We start from the raw sequence: 17,444 nt of genomic DNA, 5'->3' as shown, positions 1-17,444 counted from the left end.
CGGATCGCTGCGATGCCTGCTCTATTGACTCTCGATGCCGTGTGCAAGCGTTTTGGCGCGTACACGGCGCTCGACCAGATCAGTCTCGACATCCGCCAGGGCGAGTTCATCGCGCTGCTGGGGCCGAGCGGATGTGGCAAGACCACTTTGTTGCGCGCGATCGCTGGGTTTATGACGCCGGATCGTGGCCGCATCGTGATTGATGGCGAGGATGTGACGCACTTGCCGCCGTACCGGCGTCCGCTGAATACGGTGTTCCAGAACTACGCATTGTTTGCGCATATGAGCGTGCTGGAGAACGTGGCTTACGGCCCGCGGCGTCAGGGTGTGTCGCGCCGCGAGGCGGCGGCGCGGGCCCAGGGCGCGCTGGAAATGGTCGGGCTCGAAGCACTGGGGGCGCGTTATCCGCGTGAGATGTCCGGTGGCCAGCAGCAGCGCGTGGCGCTGGCGCGGGCCATCGTCAACCGGCCCAAGCTGCTGCTGCTCGACGAGCCGTTGTCGGCGCTCGATATGAAGCTGCGGCGGCGCATGCAACTGGAGCTCAAGCATCTGCAGGAAAAGCTGGGCATTGCGTTTGTGTTTGTGACGCACGACCAGGAAGAGGCGATGACGATGGCGGACCGCATCGTCGTGATGAACGCGGGACGTATCGAGCAGGTCGGCGCGGGGACGGAAATTTACCGCGCGCCAGCGACACGCTTTGTCACCGAATTCATCGGTGAAGCCAACTTGCTGCCGTTCCGGACTGTGGCGGGCGGCTTCGCGCTGGCGCTGCCGGGGCTGTTGCCAGCGGTGTTGCCGCTGCCACGGGTTGACGTGCCCGCGCAAGGGATTGCCGTGCTGCGCCCTGAGCAATTGCAACTGCTGGATAGCCATGGCCACGGCAGCGCGCTGGACGAGCGTGGGCTGTGCAGTTTTAGTGCGACGCTGGCAGAGGTGGTGAGCGTGGGCAGCCACACGATGCTGCATGTCGATGCGGGTGGCCAGCGGCTGGTGGCGCGAGTGATGGGCCTGCCTGGCGCGGAGGTGCGCAAAGGCAGCGCGGTGCGGCTCGGCTTTGCGCCTGCGGCGCTGCATTTGCTCGGAGAGACGGCATGAAGCCCGCCACGCTGACCCCGCTGATGATGCTTGCGGCACCGCTGGCGTTTTTCGCCGCGTTCTTTGTCGCGCCGCTCGCAGTGGTGCTGCTGGCTAGTTTGAGCAGTGCGAATGGTGCGGGGCTGACGCTGGCGAATTACCTCCATGTGCTGGCCGACCAATATCACTGGGACGTAATCATCGTCACCTTTCGTCTCGCCTGTCTGAGCACGCTGGTGTGCCTGGTGCTGGGCTATCCGCTGGCGTGGTACCTGGTGCGGGTGGTGCGCTGGCGGACCTGGCGGCGCGTCTGCGTGATCTTGCTAGTGGTGCCGATGCTGACCAGCAATATCGTGCGCTCGTTCGGCTGGATGATTCTGCTGGGCCGCAATGGCCTCGTGAACCAGACCCTGCTGGCTAGCGGCGCGATTGACAAGCCCATGCGCTTTCTCGGCACTGAGCTTGGGATTCTGATCGGGATGGTGTACGTGCTGCTGCCGTTCGTGGTGCTGGCGGTGGGCAATGCGCTGGCGCAAGTCGATCCGGCGGTGGAGCAAGCCTCGGCCGACCTGGGCGCGAGCCCCGCGCAAACCTTCCGTCACGTCACGCTGCCGCTGACGCTGCCAGGAGTGGTGGCGGGTTCGATCATGGTGTTCACGCTGGCCGTGAGCGCCTACGTCACCCCCGCGCTGCTTTCCGGTGGCCGCGTCACCGTGCTGTCGATGCTGATCTTCCAGCAGTACAGCGCGACCTTTGATTTCAACTATGGCGGCGCACTGAGCATCGTGCTGCTGGTTTTCACGCTGGCGATGGTGGCATTAGCAGGCCGCGTCGGAGAAATTCGCGGAGGGAGCCGATGATCGCGCGCCTGTCGATTCGTCTGGTGTCATGGTTGGTGCTGGGGTACGTAGTGCTGCCGCTGGTGGTGATCGTTGGCAGCTCGCTGACGGCGACCGAGTTTCTGGCTTTCCCGCCGCGCGGCTGGACTCTGCACTGGTATCACGTGATGCTGGCCGACCCGAGCTATGTCTCGGCCTTTACCACCAGTACCTTGCTGGCGCTGGCCGCCACGGCTGCCGCGCTGGCGCTGACGATACCTGCTGCGCTGGCACTGGCGCGCTATCCGTTTCCTGGCAAACGTGCGCTGAGTGCGCTGCTGATGGCCCCGCTGGTGTTGCCGCACATCGTGCTGGGTGCAGCACTGCTGCAGTTCGGCGGGTACTTCGGCTTGACCCGCAGCTTTACTTCGCTGCTGATCGGACATGCGGTGATCGTCGCGCCGTTCGTGCTGCGCTCTGCGCTGTCGATGATGACGCCGGAACAGCGGGCGCTCGAAGAAGCCTCGGCGGATCTCGGTGCCAACCCATGGACGACGTTTTTTCTGGTGGTGCTGCCGCGCATCCGTCCAGGCATCGTGACGGGATCGATCTTCGCTTTCATCTCGTCATGGATCAACGTTGAGCTGTCGATTTTCAACACCACCGCGAGCCTCAATACGATTCCCGTGAAGCTCTTTAACTACGTGCAGTACACGATTGATCCGACGATCGCCGCAGTATCGGGCGCGACCATCCTGGTAGCGGTTGTGGCGATCACGATTCTCGATTTGACGGTTGGCCTCGATATGTTGTCCGACCGGAAATAACCCACTTTTAATTTTCAACGAGGAGTTGCCATCATGCGCCAGCAGGACACGTTCGACGTTATCTATACCCACACCGAAGGGGAGCCCCTTTGTATCGTTCACAGCGGCATTCCGTATCCGGCGGGTTCGACGATTCTGGAAAAGCGTGCCTTTCTTGAGGCCAATTACGACTGGTTGCGCCAGTCGCTGATGCGCGAACCGCGTGGCCACAAGGACATGTTCGGCGTGTTTCTGACGCCGCCTTCCAGCAAGGAATTTGACGCGGGCCTGATTTATATCGACGGCACGGAGTACTCGCATATGTGCGGTCACGGCACGATTGCGGTGGCGATGACGATGGTGGCGCTGGGGCTGGTGCAGCGCGGGGCCAACGGCATGACGCGGATTCGTTTTGAAACCACGGCGGGTCTGGTGGTGGCCGATGTGGCGTCTGAAGGTGACAAGGTGTTGTGGACGCGTTTCGAAAACGTGCCGGCCTACGTTGCGGCCCAGGATATTCCGGTGCACCTGCCGGGTTATGGCGACCTGAAAGCCGATCTGGCATGGGGTGGCAACTACTTCGGCATCGTCGATCTCTCGGGTTGCGCGTTGCGGATTTCGCCGGATAACGGCAGCGAGCTGTCACGTCTTGGCCTGCTGGTGCGCGACCAGATCAAGGAGCAATTGCGCATCCAGCATCCGACCGAAGCTCACATCAACAATCTGAACTTCATTACGTTCTGGCATTCGCCGACGATTGAAGGGGCGTTCTACAAGAACGTGCACGTGTTCAGCGCGGGGCAACTGGATCGCTCGCCTGGCGGCACGGGCACCAGCGCGATGCTGGCGATGTTCGAAGCGCGCGGCAAGCTCAAGCTGAATCAGCCGATTTTGTCGGAAGGGCTGCTGGGCAGCGGCACCTTCGAAGGCTGTCTGCTGGGCAATGTGGACCTGAACGGCACGCATGCGGTGCGCACTTCGGTGAAGGGCACGGCGAGCATTCTCGGCACGGCGCGCTGGACCATTGAGCGCAATGATCCGGTCGGCGCGGGGTTCCTGGTGCGCTGAGCGCAGCAAGACGAGATAGCACGAAGGCACGCATAGCAAAACGCCAGGCAGCACGCATTTGCTGCAGCAGACGGTAGACCTCAGCCAGGGCATTGAACGCGTGAAGCGCCTGCTTCATGTGGCCGGGTCACGCGTGTAGATTCAGCGCTAGCGATTTGTGGTGGTAATGATGCACCCAGCGGATGAGCATTCCGCTGGGTGTTTTTTTATCGGCGGTTGTAGTGCCTAAGCTTGATTTTTTAGTCAAATATTTTTTCTGTGAATCACGCTGTGTGGTTATGTCTGTAATGAAACCGGTGTGTGTATCTGGCGAGTCTGGTGGGCTGGGAAGGGAGTTTGAAATGAAAGTTTGGCGGTGCGCGATGAAGCTGGCGGGGTGATTGATTCAAGCACTTTGAATTTCAGTCAGAGCGTTGTGTGGCAGGGCTTGGCTGGGGCGTGGCGATGCGGTTTTAATCTGGCAGCAGCATTGGATTTTATTATCTCGAAATAAATCGGGTTTGCCATTGCTGATCTGAAGAAGCATAAAAAATACCCGCTGCAAGACATTAATTTTCTGTGTGAAGTGAATTTGATAGGGAAATTTAATTTATTTGCCTGAGGTGCTTTTGCTAATTTCGGTTAGATTGTCACGCACTCCCGTTTAGCAGTTTTAAACATTGGGCAGTGAGATCCCGCACAGAATTATTTGCCCTGGGTTGGCGTTAAGCACAGGTCATGAATGCTTCCTCAGGCGTAGCCAGCGCTTAAGCCTGTTCTTGCCGCGTAGAAGGGCTGTTGATGGGCCCGCTTGCGGCTTCGAGGCTAGGTGGGTCGCACTGCGTATCTGCATATGTCTGCATATGCGTATTTCCTGAAGGAAGGGCCATGACGTCAACCACCGAGCTGCCCGTTCCGCCAGACCATCGGCGGGATGCGCGGAATTTGCCGGACACGCAAGATGATCCGGACACGCCGGATGTACCGGATGCGTCAGCTCATCCCCTTGTCCGCACCACCACGACAACGCTTGAAGCATTGCCGCCGCGCTGGCAGGTGGTCGATGTATGGGGCACGCGTGAGGCCGCAGTCAAACCCGCGCGCAAGATAGCCATCTGGATTGCCCTTGGCCTGATGCTGTCGCTGCTGTCAGGCCTGCTTGGCGCATTCATCCACGAACGCTTGAGCTACACCCCTCCTGCGGTACAGGCGGCGCAACCGGTCGATGTGCTGGCCAGAAAGCTCAACCATCTGCTGCAACGCGAGATTGAGGCGGGCACGGTAAGCCTGGAAGAAAACGTCGCGCGCACGGTGCTCACGGTGCGCATCAAGGACATGTTTCCGGCGGGCCTCGTCACGGTTAACGAACCAGCCGGAGGCCTGCTTGCCAGGGTTGGGCGGGAGATTGCCAGGGTGCAGGCAAAAGTCCGGGTAACAGGCCATACCGATAGCCTGACCACGGCCAACGCTCCGCCAGGTTCCAACCAGGTGATTTCCGACGAACGCGCAGAGCAGGTCAGGCGCATCTTGCTTGCTGCGGGCGTGCCGCCCGAGCGCGTGGAAGCGGTGGGCCATAGCGATACCGAACCGATCGCAGGCAACGACACACCGCATGGCCGGGCCATCAACCGGCGAGCAGATGTGATGGTGTTTCAGGAGTGAGGTGAACGGGGTGGCAGGTCATCCGGTTTTAAACGGCACGCGACGACATAAAAAGACCAAACCCTCAGCCTGACTCTCCGCGCCTTTGCCTGCGCCCAGCGTCTGTTTTTTTCTTTCTTCTTGCCCCTCCCTCCAGGCTAGCCGCCGCGCCTGTTATGACGCAGCGGCCTGGCTGCGTCAGTCACCCGCTAAATAAATAACTGATTAAAAACGGAACGAATTCTGGTGCAACGTTACTGAAAGGCTATTCAGGCGGCATATCGACCGCTGGATACAGCAACCGTTGCTATCCAGACTGCTCAACGACCTTTGAGCGAATCACAGCATGAGTGAGCATGAACAACATGCCGGTCGGGGAGCGAAGCATCGTGGACACGAATACTTTCGTGGTTCGCCAGCATCAACCGGTTTGCGTCGGCGCGACGCGGCGTAAGCCGCGTTGGTGTTCCGTTCAGCCGCGTCGATTAAATCGAAGCACATCAAGCGCACATCAAGCACATCACGCCAGCGAGCTTTACCCCGCGTCTGGTTGCCGCGCGCATGGGCTGCCCCGTGCGCGGGCGGGGCAGCTTCTGCTGCCTTCGCCTTTGCCTCTGTCTTTTTCTTTTTCATCTCGCCTGGGGCCTGCGTGCCGAAGGCTGCGCCCAGGCGCGGCCTCGGCGCGCAGGCCTGCGCGCGTGTCGCACCACAGCAAAAACGTATCGGCTGGCGGACGGGGTCCGCATACCGGAATGACGGTCGCGCGCGTCTGGAATCAAACGCTGCCAGCGTATTGAACAAAACAAAACAAAACAAAATGGATGGGCGGGAGGAGCAATGAGCAAGGTCTATCGGGTGGTGTGGAGCGGCGTGCATCACGCATTTGTGGTGGCTTCGGAGCTGGCGAAGGGCCGTGGCCGGGGGCATTCCGTGCAGCGTGCGCTCAGGCGTGGCCGCAACGGTGTGATGGGTGCGCGTGGCGCGCAGGCAGGTGGCAACGGCAGCAAGGGCATTGAGCTGGCGGCGCGAGCTGGTTTTGCCCAGCCGCTTGGGCTGGCGCTGGTCACGGTGATTTTTTACGCCGGTGGCACGCCAGTGGCGTGGGCAGCGTGCACGCCCAGCGCTCCCGTGGACGGTATAAGCGTTGCATGCAGTGGCTCGGTAAACACTTTTAGCAGCAACGCGAACAGATTGACGGTGAGCAGCTCTGGCACCATCGGCCCTTCAGCTGGAAACGGCACAACGGCGTTGAACCTGTCGGGACGCGATATTGCGCTGCAGAACCATGGAACGATTACCGTAGGCAGTTCAGGCAGCCCAAATGCCCTCACGACTGCCGTCGTGATCGGCACGCCTGGCATGGCGGGTGCGCACTTAATCAACAACAACCCTGGTAGAACGATCACGGGCAGTAACGGCGCGAGTTATAGCGCTGGGGGCGGCACGTTGAGCACGCTGACCGGCCTGGCGCTGAATGCCGGCAACGCGGCAAATGGCTCGACCACCATCTTTAATTGGGGCACCTTGAATACCAGGACTGTCGCCGGCGAGGCCGCACGGCTGGCTTCCGAGGCACCTGTCGTTGCCGTCCAGGGGGGCGGCGAGGTCCATATGGCCAACCAGGGACCCGGGGTGATTACCGGCCGGGTGGCATTCGAAGGCTCGGCCTCGGGCAATACGTTTTTCAATGCAGGAACGATTAACGGCAGCGTGTCGCTGGGGGCCGGCGGTGCCAACACTTTTACCGCGGTAACGGGTTCAACCATCAGTGCTGGCGGTAGCACGAGCACCAAGGCACTCAGCGGGCTAGCGGGTGTCAATCTGAGCTTCGCCGCGCCGGGCGTGGTGGACGGTGGCGCTGGGGGCAATAACACGCTGGAGCTGCAAAATGCGGATCCGTCGCCAACCGTGGGTACGGGCCAGGTATCGACCGATATCTACAAGAATTTCAGCCATCTGCTGGTCTACAGGGGCACCTGGACGTTGAGCGGCACGACGCCGTTCACCGATACCGCGCTGAATGATGGCGTGCTGGTGTTGGCGGGTGGTGCCGGCGGCGTGCCTGGCGCGATTAATGCAAATGGCGGCACGCTTGAAGCGGGCGATCCGACAGGGGCCAACGTGAGCGGCAATGTCGCGCTGGGCGGTGGCGGTCTGATCGTGCAGGGACAGTACCCGGTGACGTTGTCTGGCGTGGTTTCCGGCTCGGGCGATCTCACGATAGGCAGCACGCAAGTGATCCTCACGGGGAACAATAACTATTCAGGCCGGACGTATCTGAATAATTCAACCCTTTCGGTGGGTAGCAATACCGCGCTTGGGGTCGGCGAGGTTTGGGTAAACAACGATTCTTCCCTAGGGGCCTTCACCACAGGCCTGTCGCTGAACAACACGTTTTACCTGAATGCCAATCTGACAACGAGCGTGCCTGGGGCCACAACCGACACGCTGGAGTTGACCGGCACCATTAGTGGGGCTGGGGGGCTGACAAAAGATGGCGACGGCACACTCATACTGAACGGCAACAGTCTCTATTCCGGCGGCACGACGCTTTCCGGCGGCACGCTGATGCTGGGTCTTTCTGGGGGGGTGGGTAGCGGCGCAATCACGGTGACGAATTCTTCTTCGCTGGGCGGTACTGCTGGCACGGAGATAGTCAATAGCATCAACCTGAGTTCCCCCTCCGTTTTTCTGGCGCGCGCCGGAAGTAACGCGTTGACGCTGAGCGGCACCATTAGTGGCGCGGGAGGCCTGGCTAATACGCAGGATGGGACGTTGACGCTGAGCGGCAACAATCTGTTTTCGGGCGGTGTCACCCTGGCTGCAGGGACGCTGGTGGCGGGCAGTAATACCGCATTAGGGAGCGGCGGCGCACTTCAGGTGACGGGCAATGCCACGCTGGATAGCAACACCAGCGTGATGCTGGCTAACCCAATCGCACTCACGGCTAACCTCGGGCTGGGCGGAACGGCCGATATGGCATTGAGTGGCGTCATTTCAGGCACCGGCTACAGCCTGACAAAAACAGGTAGCGCCACGCTCACGCTGAATGGTGCCAACACTTATTCAGGCGGCACCGCATGGACTAGCGGAAAAATTGTGGCGGGGTCAAACGCCGCTTTCGGCACGGGTGCAGTGAATGTGAGCAGCACCGCAGGCCAGTTAGAAAGCGGCGCGCCAGTGACACTGAACAACGCCTTTGCCGTCAGCTCGGGGGGGGCCCTTCGGCTAGGCGGGGCAAATGCGTTGACGCTGAGTGGCGTCATTAGCGGCAATGGCAGCCTCATCAAGAATGGCCTTTCGACTGTCATGCTGACGGGGCTCAATACCTATACCGGCGACACCACCATCAATGCGGGCACGCTGGCGCTGGGCAGTGGTGGTGCGCTGAGCGCAAGCGGCAATGTCGTAGTCGGATCGGGTGCGGTATTCAATATTGGCGCTGGCGGCAACCAGACCATCGGTTCGCTAACCGGTAACGGCCAGGTCATGCTGGGCGCTGCCCAATTAAAACTGGGTGGCAATAACACGTCCCGGTCATTTTCTGGCGCGATCAGCGGCACGGGCGGCATTGTCAAGCAAGGCGCGGGCATCCTGACCCTGACTGGCGCGAGCAACTACACCGGTGCCACCACCATTAACGTAGGCACGCTGGCGCTGAGCGGCAACGGGAAACTGGCCACGACAGGTGCAGTGGATCTCGCGGGCAGCGGTGCCTCGCTGGATTTCAGCAATGGCGGCAATCCGACTATCGGCAAGCTGAGTGGCGTGACGGGCAGCGAGGTGCTGCTGGGGGCAAACACACTGAGTTTTGGCGATGCGAGCAACTCGGCCTACGCGGGCGTGATTGGCGGTACGAGCGGCACGGGTAGCACGGGCGGCATCGTCAAGCAGGGCGCTGGCACGCAGACTCTGAACGGCGCGAACACTTATACCGGCACGACCACCATCAACAACGGCACGCTGGAGCTGGGCGCAACCGGCACGCTGGCCACGAATAACACGGTGAACCTCGCCGCGACCGGCGCGGTCTTCAGCATTACGAACAGCGGTGGTGGCCGCGCCATTGGCGCTCTGGAAGGCGCGGGCGGCAGCAAGGTGCTGCTGGGCAGCAACACGCTGACACTGGGCGACACCACCACTGGAAGCGCGCATGACTTTGGCGGCGAGATTAGCGGCAGCGCGGGCATCGTTAAGCAAGGCGCGGGCACGCAGACGCTGAGTGGCGCGAACACCTACACCGGCGAAACCACGATCAGCCAGGGCACGCTGTCGCTCGGCGGTGGCGGCAGCCTGGCGACAGGCAGCACGGTGAACGTCGTGGGTCCGGGCGCAACATTCGACATCGGCGCGAGCAGCGGCGATCAGATCATCGGCATGCTAAAGGGCGGCGCGGGCGGTGAGGTCACATTAGGCGCGAATACGCTGACGCTGGGGGATTCGAGTGACCAGAGTTTCGACGGCAAGATCAGCGGTGACGGCGGCATTACCAAGCGCGGCTTGGGCGAGCAAATCCTGAATGGCAGGAACACCTATACCGGCAGCACCACCATCAACGGTGGCACGCTGACGCTGAGCGCGACGGGCAGCCTCGCCGCAGAAAGCACGGTGAATCTGATTAGCGCCAGCGCGGTGTTTGACATCGACAACCATGGCGCTGGTGCAGACCAGACCATCGGCGGATTAAGCGCTGGCACGGGCAGCAAGATCGTGCTGGGCGGCAACACGCTGAGCTTCGGCGATGGCAACAATCACAACATCGGGGGAGTGATTTCAGGCACGGGCGGTATCGTCAAAAAAGGCTTGGGCAGTGACACGTTGTATGGCACGAGTACTTTTACCGGCGACGCGCAGATCACTGAGGGCACGCTTGCGCTGGGGGGAGCGGCAATCTTGCATCCGCACGCAGCATCAACATCAGCGCTCAAGCCAGGTTCGATATCTCGGCAGTTTTGGGTACACCGCCAGTCATCGGCGCACTGGCGGGCGTGAGCGGCAGCACCGTGGCGCTAGGCAGCAATACGCTTGCACTAGGCAATGCGCTGTCGCAAACCTTTAGCGGCGCTATTACTGGCAGTGGCGGCATCATCAAGCAAGGCGCGGGCACGCAAACCCTTAACGGCGCGAACACCTATACCGGCGGCACCACCGTCAATGCAGGCACGCTGGCGCTGGGTGAAAGCGGGAGTCTCGCTGCCACGGGCAGCGTTTTTCTGGCCACCGGCCAGGCCGTATTCGACATCTCCGCCAGTCACACGCCTAAAACAATCGGCATCCTGAACAGTGCCGAGGGCAGCCAGATCGAGCTGGGCGCGAATACGCTGCTGTTTGGCTCGGAGTCAAACGGTAGCGTTTCAGGTGTGATTAACGGCACGGGCAGCATTGTCAAACAGGGCGCTGGCCAGCAAATCCTGAATAGCGCGAATACCTACACCGGCGGCACCACCATCAATCAGGGCGCGCTCGTGCTGGGGGGAAGCGGCTCACTGGCTTCGGGTAGCGCGGTGAACCTCGCTGGCAACGATACGTCTCTGATTCTCGGCTCAAGCGTGGACCAGACCTTCAGCTCGCTAACTGGCTCGGCAAGCAGTTCCGTACAGATGGTTGCGGGAACACTCACGCTCAAGGACAGCAGCGATCACACCTTCGCGGGTTTAATCACCGGTGCGGGGAATCTGGTCAAGGCAGGGACGGGCACGCTAACGCTCACTGGTGCGAACAGCTACAACGGGAGCTTGAGCGTCAATGACGGCACGCTTGCGCTGGCAGCAGCGGGGCGCCTTTCAAGTGGCAGCACGCTGAATCTCGCTGGCCAGAACACGAAGCTCGATATGTCGGCTAGTGCCGCAGGCCAGTCGATTACCGCGCTGAGCGGCGTAAGCAACAGTGAGGTCGTGCTGGGCTCGAACACGCTGGCGTTGGGGGGCGCGTCCAGTGCGGTATTCGATGGTGTGATTAGTGGCAGCGGCGGCATAACCAAATGGGGCACGGCGACACAAACGCTGACAGGTGCCAATACCTACACGGGTAAAACCAGCCTCGCTGGCGGCCGGCTGGCGTTAGCCGCAAGCGGTAGTCTTGACGAGAGATCGGTAGTGAGCTTCACTGCGGCTCCTGCCATATTCGATATCTCCGCGAGCGATGGCGCTCAGCGCATCGGAGGTCTGAGTGGCTCCGCTCCGACTGGCCTGGTGGTACTGGGCGGCAACACGCTGACGCTGAAAACCCTGACCGACCAGGTATTCAACGGCGTGATTAGTGGCACGGGCGGCGTCACCAAGGAGGGTAACTACACGCAGACCTTTGGCGGCGTGAGCTCCTACAGCGGTGACACCCGGGTCAAGCAGGGCACACTCGCGCTGAGCGCGACGGGACGTTTATCGCAAACGGGCACGGTCTGGGTTGGCAACGGCGCGACGCTGGATCTCTCGGCCGCCACTGGAACACAGAGCGTCGGCGCACTGACTGGCGAAACGGGCAGCACGATCGTGCTCAGCGCGGAGACGCTGACGCTCGGTGACGCGACCGATCAGATCTATGACGGCAATATCGCTGGCCGGGGCGGCGTGAACAAGGTCGGTACGGGCAGCGAAACTTTCAGCGGCAAACATAGCTATACCGGTGAGACCACCATTTCCGGGGGCACGCTGGCGCTGAGCGGCAGTGGTTCACTAGCCGACACTGGCACGGTGAATGTGGCGGCGGCCGATGCGACTTTTAGCATCGCGGGTGGCAGCAGCCAGACCATCGGTGCGTTGTATGGGACGGGCAAGGTCGCGCTGGGCGCTAATACGCTGAGCTTCGGCAACGGTATTGACCGGAGCTTTGCGGGCGTGATCAGCGGCACGGGCGGCATCGTCAAGCAAGGCGCTAGCACGCAGACTCTGAACGGCGCGAACACTTATACCGGCACCACCACCATCAACAACGGCACGCTGGAGCTGGGCGCAACCGGCACGCTGGCCACGAATAACACGGTGAACCTCGCCGCGACCGGCGCGGTCTTCAGCATTACGAACAGCGGTGGTGGCCGCGCCATTGGCGCTCTGGAAGGCGTGGGTGGCAGCAAGGTCGAGCTGGGCAGCAACACGCTGACCTTAGGCGACACCACTGCTGGAGCCACGCATGACTTTGGCGGCGAGATCAGCGGCAGCGCGGGCATCGACAAGCAAGGCGCGGGCACGCAGACGCTGAGTGGCGCGAACACCTACACCGGCGAAACCACGATCAGCCAGGGCACGCTGTCGCTCGGCGGTGGCGGCAGCCTGGCGACAGGCAGCACGGTGAACGTCGTGGGTCCGGGCGCAACATTCGACATCGGCGCGAGCAGCGGCGATCAGATCATCGGCGTGCTAAAGGGCGGCGCGGGCGGTGAGGTCACGCTCGGCGCGAATACGCTGACGCTGGGGGATTCGAGTGACCAGAGTTTCGGCGGCAAGATCAGCGGTGACGGCGGCATCGTCAAACAGGGGGCGGGCGAGCAAACGCTAAGCGGCGCGAACACCTATACCGGCGGCACCACCATCAAAGACGGCACGCTGACGCTGAGCGCGACGGGCAGTCTCGCCGCGGAAGGCACGGTGAACCTGACGAGTGGCAGCGCGGCGTTCAATATCGGCCATCAAGGCGCGGGCGCTGACCAGACCATCGGCGGCCTGGAGGGCGTTGCGGGCAGCAAGGTGGTGCTGGGCGGCAATACGCTGACCTTTGGCGATGCGGGCAATCACCTGTTTGCCGGTTCGATCGAAGGTAGCGGCGGCATCATCAAAAAAGGCACGGGTCAAGAAACCTTCACCGGCGTCAGCACCTTTACCGGCGACACGCTGATTCACGAGGGCACGCTGGTGGTGGGCACTGGTGGGCGTTTATCGGCCAGCAGTACGGTGGTGGTTGGTGCGAACGCGACACTCGATCTGACGGCGGGCGGCCTGCAAACCATTGGTTCGCTAGTTGGCGAAGCGGGCAGCACGATTGCGCTGGGCAGCAACGAGCTGACCCTGGGCGGCACCGGAGACCAGACCTTCAACGGCGGCATGGCTGGCACAGGCAGCATCGTCAAGGAAGGCGCTGACACGCAAACCCTGAATGGCGCGAATTCTTATACCGGCAGTACCACGGTCAAGGGCGGCACACTCGCGCTGGGCGCGGATGGCACCCTGACTGGCGGCGGCGCGGTGATTCTCGTGGCTAACCAGACCACCTTCGATATTTCAGCTAGCACAGCGAACCAGGGCATCAGCATCGGCGCATTAAGCGGCGTCACGGGCAGCAAGGTGGAGCTGGGCCGCAACACGCTGAGCTTTGGCGACGCCACAGCACAAAATTTCGATGGCGTGATTCAGGGCAACGGCGGCATCGTCAAGCAAGGCACAGGCACGGCCACGCTGACCGACGCCAATACCTTTACCGGCGGCACGATCGTCAATGAAGGCAAGCTCGCCCTGAGCGGCAACGGCAAGCTCGCAGAGAACGGCGCGGTGAATCTTGCCGGTGCCAACACCCGCTTCGATATCGCCGGGGCAATGAGCCAGATCATCGGCTCGCTGGCGGGATCAGCGAGCAGCAAGGTGGCATTGGGCACGAATACCCTGACGCTGAACGATGGTGCCAACCAGGCGTTTGCTGGCGTGATCGAGGGCACCGGCGCGCTGGTCAAGGACGGCAGCGGCAAGCAGACGCTAACCGGCAAGAACACCTATAGCGGCGGCACCGTGATCAACGACGGCACGCTGGCGTTAGGCGCGGGCGGCAGTCTCGCTGACATCGGCGCGGTGAACCTCGCCAGCGCTAGCGCAACGTTTGATCTTGCCGCGGGCAACAGCACGCAAACCATCGGTGCGCTCACGGGCGTCAAGGACAGCAAGGTGGCGCTGGGCGGCAACACGCTGAGCTTTGGCGACGCCACGGCACAGCACTTCGATGGCGTGATTAGCGGCAGCGGCGGCATCCTGAAACAGGGCGCGGGGGTTCAGACCTTGAATGGCGCGAACACCTATACCGGCGGCACCAGGGTGCGTAACGGCACGCTGGCGCTAGGCGCTGACGCAAGCCTTGCCGCCACCGGCGCGCTGAACCTTGAGCAGACCGGCGCGAAGTTCGACATAGCGCACAGTGGCCGCAACCAGAGCATCGGCGGATTAAGCGGCGCGGGCGGCACTCAGCTGGAACTCGGCGCGCACACGCTGGCGCTGGGCGACAACGCGAACCAGCAGTTCGCGGGCAGCATCAGCGGCAGCGGCGGCGTGGTGAAACAAGGCGCGGGCACGCAGGCGCTAAGCGGCGCGAACACCTACACCGGCGGCACCACCATCAGCGCAGGCACACTCGCGCTGGCGGGCGGCGGCAGCCTTGCGGCGGGCAGCGCGCTGAAGCTCGCCGCGGCCGGCACGGGCTTCGATATTTCGGCGGGCGGCAACAGCACGCTGGGTGCTTTCGCTGGCGAAGCGGGCAGCCAGGTCGTGCTCGGGCACAACACGCTGACATTTGGCGACAGCAGCAGCCAGCGCTTTAGCGGCTCGATGGATGGCAGCGGCGGCATCGTGAAGCAAGGCAGCGGCACGCAAACACTCAACGGCACGAACACCTATTCCGGCGTAGCGACCATCAACGGCGGCACGCTGGCGCTGGGCGCGAATGGACGTCTGGCGGCACAGAGCGCAGTGAACCTGGCGCAGGCCTCAACCGCGTTCGACCTGTCCGCCAGCCAAAGCAGCCAGACCATTGCGCGGCTTAGCGGCGTAGCGGACACATCGGTTGCGCTGGGTGCGAACACGCTGGCGTTTGGCGACAGCTCAAGCCAGCAGTACGACGGCAGCATCAGCGGCAGCGGCGGCATCGTGAAGCAAGGCAGCGGCACGCAAACGCTCAACGGTGCGAACACCTTTACTGGTGACCTCGGCGTAGCCGCAGGCACGCTGGTGCTGGGTAACGGCGCGAGCCTCGCTGCCCTCGGCGCAGTGCATCTGGCCCAGGACGCGAAGCTGGATGTCTCGGCGGGCCATCTGAGCCGCGTGCGTTCTTTGGCGGGGGCCACGGGCAGCTCACTCGCGCTCGGCGCGAACCCGCTGAGCTTTGGCGACGCCAGCGACCAGCGTTTCGACGGCGCAATCAGCGGCCACGCTGGCGTGACGAAAGAAGGCCGCGGCACGGCCATCTTCGGCGGTGTGAATTCGTACTCCGGCGCGACCGCGGTGAATGCAGGCACGCTGGTGATCGACGGCGCAGCGGCGAACTCAGCGGTGACGGTGAATAGCGGCGGCACGCTTGGCGGCAATGGCACGGTGGGCGGGCTCACGGTGAATGCCGGTGGGACCGCAGCGCTAGGCGCACCGGCGATCCAACTGAAGGTGGCCGGTAACGTCAGCTTCGCGCCGGGTTCGGTGTACCAGGTGCAAGCCAGCGCGCTCCACGTGAACCAGCCAGTGGCGCACGTGATGGTGAATCCAGCACTGACTCCGGAGACGAATGCATCGGCCAACACGGCGGCCAACACGGCGGCCAACGCATCAACCAACGCATCAGCCAACCTGATTAACGCCTCGGGCGTGGCCAGCCTGAGCGGCGGCACGGTGCAGGTGCTAGCTGCTAACGGCAACTACGGACCGAGCAGCACCTATACGATCCTGAGCGCCGCCCATGGCCTGAGCGGCACCTTCGACGGCACCACTTCGAACCTCGCGTTTCTCGCCCCGAGCCTCGGCTATGACGCGAATAACGTGTACCTGACGCTGGCGTTGAACGGCACGATGTTTCAGGACATTGCCGTGACGCGCAACCAGCGAGCCGTTGCCGGTTCGCTGGCTGGGCTGCCGACCAATAACCCGATCTACACCGCGCTGCTGTCACTCGACGCGGCTAGCGCGCGGCACGCGTTTGACAGCTTGTCGGGCGAAATCCACGCCAGCGCGAAAAGCGTGATGCTCGACGACAGCCGCTATCTGCGCGATGCCGTGACGGATCGGCTGAGACAAGCCAGCCCCTCCGCCAGCAGCCCGATGGCAGCACTCAATGCGAGCGCGGCGGCCTGCAAGAGCGCGCTGGCTTCTGATCTGGCCGCCAGCGCCGCCAGCGCCGCCTGCAACAGCACCGCGCAACGCGTCACCAGCGTCTGGGGCCAAACCTATGGCTCGCAAGGACGGCTGGGCAGCGATGGCAACGCCGCCAGCGTGGAGCGCAGCAGCACCGGCTTTATCGTCGGCGCAGATACCGCGCTCAACGAAACCTGGCGCATCGGGGTGGCGAGCGGCGTCAGCAGCAGCGCCTTCGATACCAGCGAAAACAACGCCTCCAGCACCATCGACAGCTATCACGTCGCGCTGTATGGCGGCGCGCAGCTCGATGCCGTGGCGTTGCGCATGGGCACCGCGTATTCATGGAACCGGGTGGAGGTGAACCGCAGCGTGAATGTCGGCGGCTTCTCCGGCAGCCCCTCGGCGAATTACGGCGCAGGCACCGCCCAGGTGTTTGGCGAAGCCGGTTATGCGACAGCGCTGGGGCCAGTCGCCATTGAGCCATTCGCCGGAATGGCTTATGTGGCGCTGCACACCAACGGCTTTGCCGAAGATGGCGGTGCCGCCGCGCTGACTGGCGATGACGATACGCAGAACCTGGCGTACTCGACGCTTGGCGTGCGCGCAGCAACGCGCTTTGAGTTGAACAGCCGGACCTCGCTGATGCCACGCGCGATGGTGGGCTGGCGTCATGCGTTTGGCGCTATCTCGCCGGCCGCACGAATGGCCTTTACCGGCAGCCCGACTACCTTTAGCATCGCCGGCGTGCCGCTCGCACGCGACAGCGCGGTGCTGGAACTCGGCGTGGATATCAGCATGGGCAAGTCCGCGACGCTCGGGTTCAGCTACGCCGGCCAGTACGGCAGCGGGTATCGGGACAACGCGATCCAGGGCAGCTTGCTGTGGAAGTTCTAGCAGGCTGTTGAAAAACTGTTTTGACGGGCGTCTGCAACTCACATTTGGGGGTGCTGCATTCCTTACCCGGGTTGCGCGAACGGCATATAGGGCGTTTTGATAGATCGATATTTTCAGCGCTCCCCCTTCTG

Annotated in this window: 8 protein-coding genes; all 8 read left to right on the top strand. The window is 62.5% G+C overall.

Going from position 1 to position 17,444, the window contains the following annotated elements:
• The first annotated feature begins 12 nt into the window (after positions 1-12).
• The 8 genes from GH656_RS08440 (at position 13) to GH656_RS08405 (ending at position 17,313) form a co-directional block, all read left to right on the top strand.
• Positions 13-1,098, top strand: a complete 1,086-nt coding sequence (locus GH656_RS08440; RefSeq protein ID WP_153075464.1) for an ABC transporter ATP-binding protein — start codon at positions 13-15, stop codon at positions 1,096-1,098.
• A complete protein-coding gene (locus tag GH656_RS08435; protein ID WP_153075463.1) occupies positions 1,095-1,937 on the top strand; it encodes an ABC transporter permease in 843 nt (280 codons plus the stop codon). The genes GH656_RS08440 and GH656_RS08435 overlap by 4 nt, the downstream gene beginning before the upstream one ends.
• Entirely contained in the window at positions 1,934-2,722 is a 789-nt protein-coding gene (locus tag GH656_RS08430) for an ABC transporter permease (RefSeq protein ID WP_153075462.1), read from the top strand. Before GH656_RS08435 ends, GH656_RS08430 begins: the two co-directional genes overlap by 4 nt.
• Before the next feature lie 33 nt (positions 2,723-2,755).
• On the top strand, positions 2,756-3,769 hold the full coding sequence (locus GH656_RS08425; protein WP_153075461.1) for a proline racemase family protein: 1,014 nt from the start codon (positions 2,756-2,758) through the stop codon (positions 3,767-3,769).
• 182 nt (positions 3,770-3,951) lie between these two features.
• Positions 3,952-4,149, top strand: a complete 198-nt coding sequence (locus GH656_RS08420) for a hypothetical protein (RefSeq protein ID WP_153075460.1) — start codon at positions 3,952-3,954, stop codon at positions 4,147-4,149.
• A gap of 487 nt (positions 4,150-4,636) precedes the next feature.
• Positions 4,637-5,410: an OmpA family protein gene (locus GH656_RS08415; RefSeq protein ID WP_174769719.1), complete on the top strand. Its 774-nt coding sequence runs from the start codon at positions 4,637-4,639 to the stop codon at positions 5,408-5,410.
• A gap of 816 nt (positions 5,411-6,226) precedes the next feature.
• Positions 6,227-10,381: an autotransporter-associated beta strand repeat-containing protein gene (locus tag GH656_RS08410; protein ID WP_153075458.1), complete on the top strand. Its 4,155-nt coding sequence runs from the start codon at positions 6,227-6,229 to the stop codon at positions 10,379-10,381.
• Positions 10,342-17,313 carry an autotransporter-associated beta strand repeat-containing protein gene (locus GH656_RS08405; protein ID WP_174769718.1) on the top strand — a complete coding sequence of 2,324 codons (6,972 nt, stop codon included), beginning with the start codon at positions 10,342-10,344 and terminating at the stop codon, positions 17,311-17,313. The genes GH656_RS08410 and GH656_RS08405 overlap by 40 nt, the downstream gene beginning before the upstream one ends.
• The last annotated feature ends 131 nt before the right edge of the window (positions 17,314-17,444 follow it).

The sequence above is a fragment of the Paraburkholderia bonniea genome (assembly GCF_009455625.1).
GTDB classification, from domain to species: domain Bacteria; phylum Pseudomonadota; class Gammaproteobacteria; order Burkholderiales; family Burkholderiaceae; genus Paraburkholderia; species Paraburkholderia bonniea.
This window is presented reverse-complemented; position numbering and strand designations above follow the sequence as displayed.

Excerpts from the sequence above, each read along its gene's own strand:
- GH656_RS08440 (WP_153075464.1), top strand. The coding sequence starts at position 13 with ATGCCTGCTCTATTGACTCTCGATGCCGTGTGCAAGCGTTTTGGCGCG.
- GH656_RS08435 (WP_153075463.1), top strand. The coding sequence starts at position 1,095 with ATGAAGCCCGCCACGCTGACCCCGCTGATGATGCTTGCGGCACCGCTG.
- GH656_RS08430 (WP_153075462.1), top strand. The coding sequence starts at position 1,934 with ATGATCGCGCGCCTGTCGATTCGTCTGGTGTCATGGTTGGTGCTGGGG.
- GH656_RS08425 (WP_153075461.1), top strand. The coding sequence starts at position 2,756 with ATGCGCCAGCAGGACACGTTCGACGTTATCTATACCCACACCGAAGGG.
- GH656_RS08420 (WP_153075460.1), top strand. The coding sequence starts at position 3,952 with ATGAGCATTCCGCTGGGTGTTTTTTTATCGGCGGTTGTAGTGCCTAAG.
- GH656_RS08415 (WP_174769719.1), top strand. The coding sequence starts at position 4,637 with ATGACGTCAACCACCGAGCTGCCCGTTCCGCCAGACCATCGGCGGGAT.
- GH656_RS08410 (WP_153075458.1), top strand. The coding sequence starts at position 6,227 with ATGAGCAAGGTCTATCGGGTGGTGTGGAGCGGCGTGCATCACGCATTT.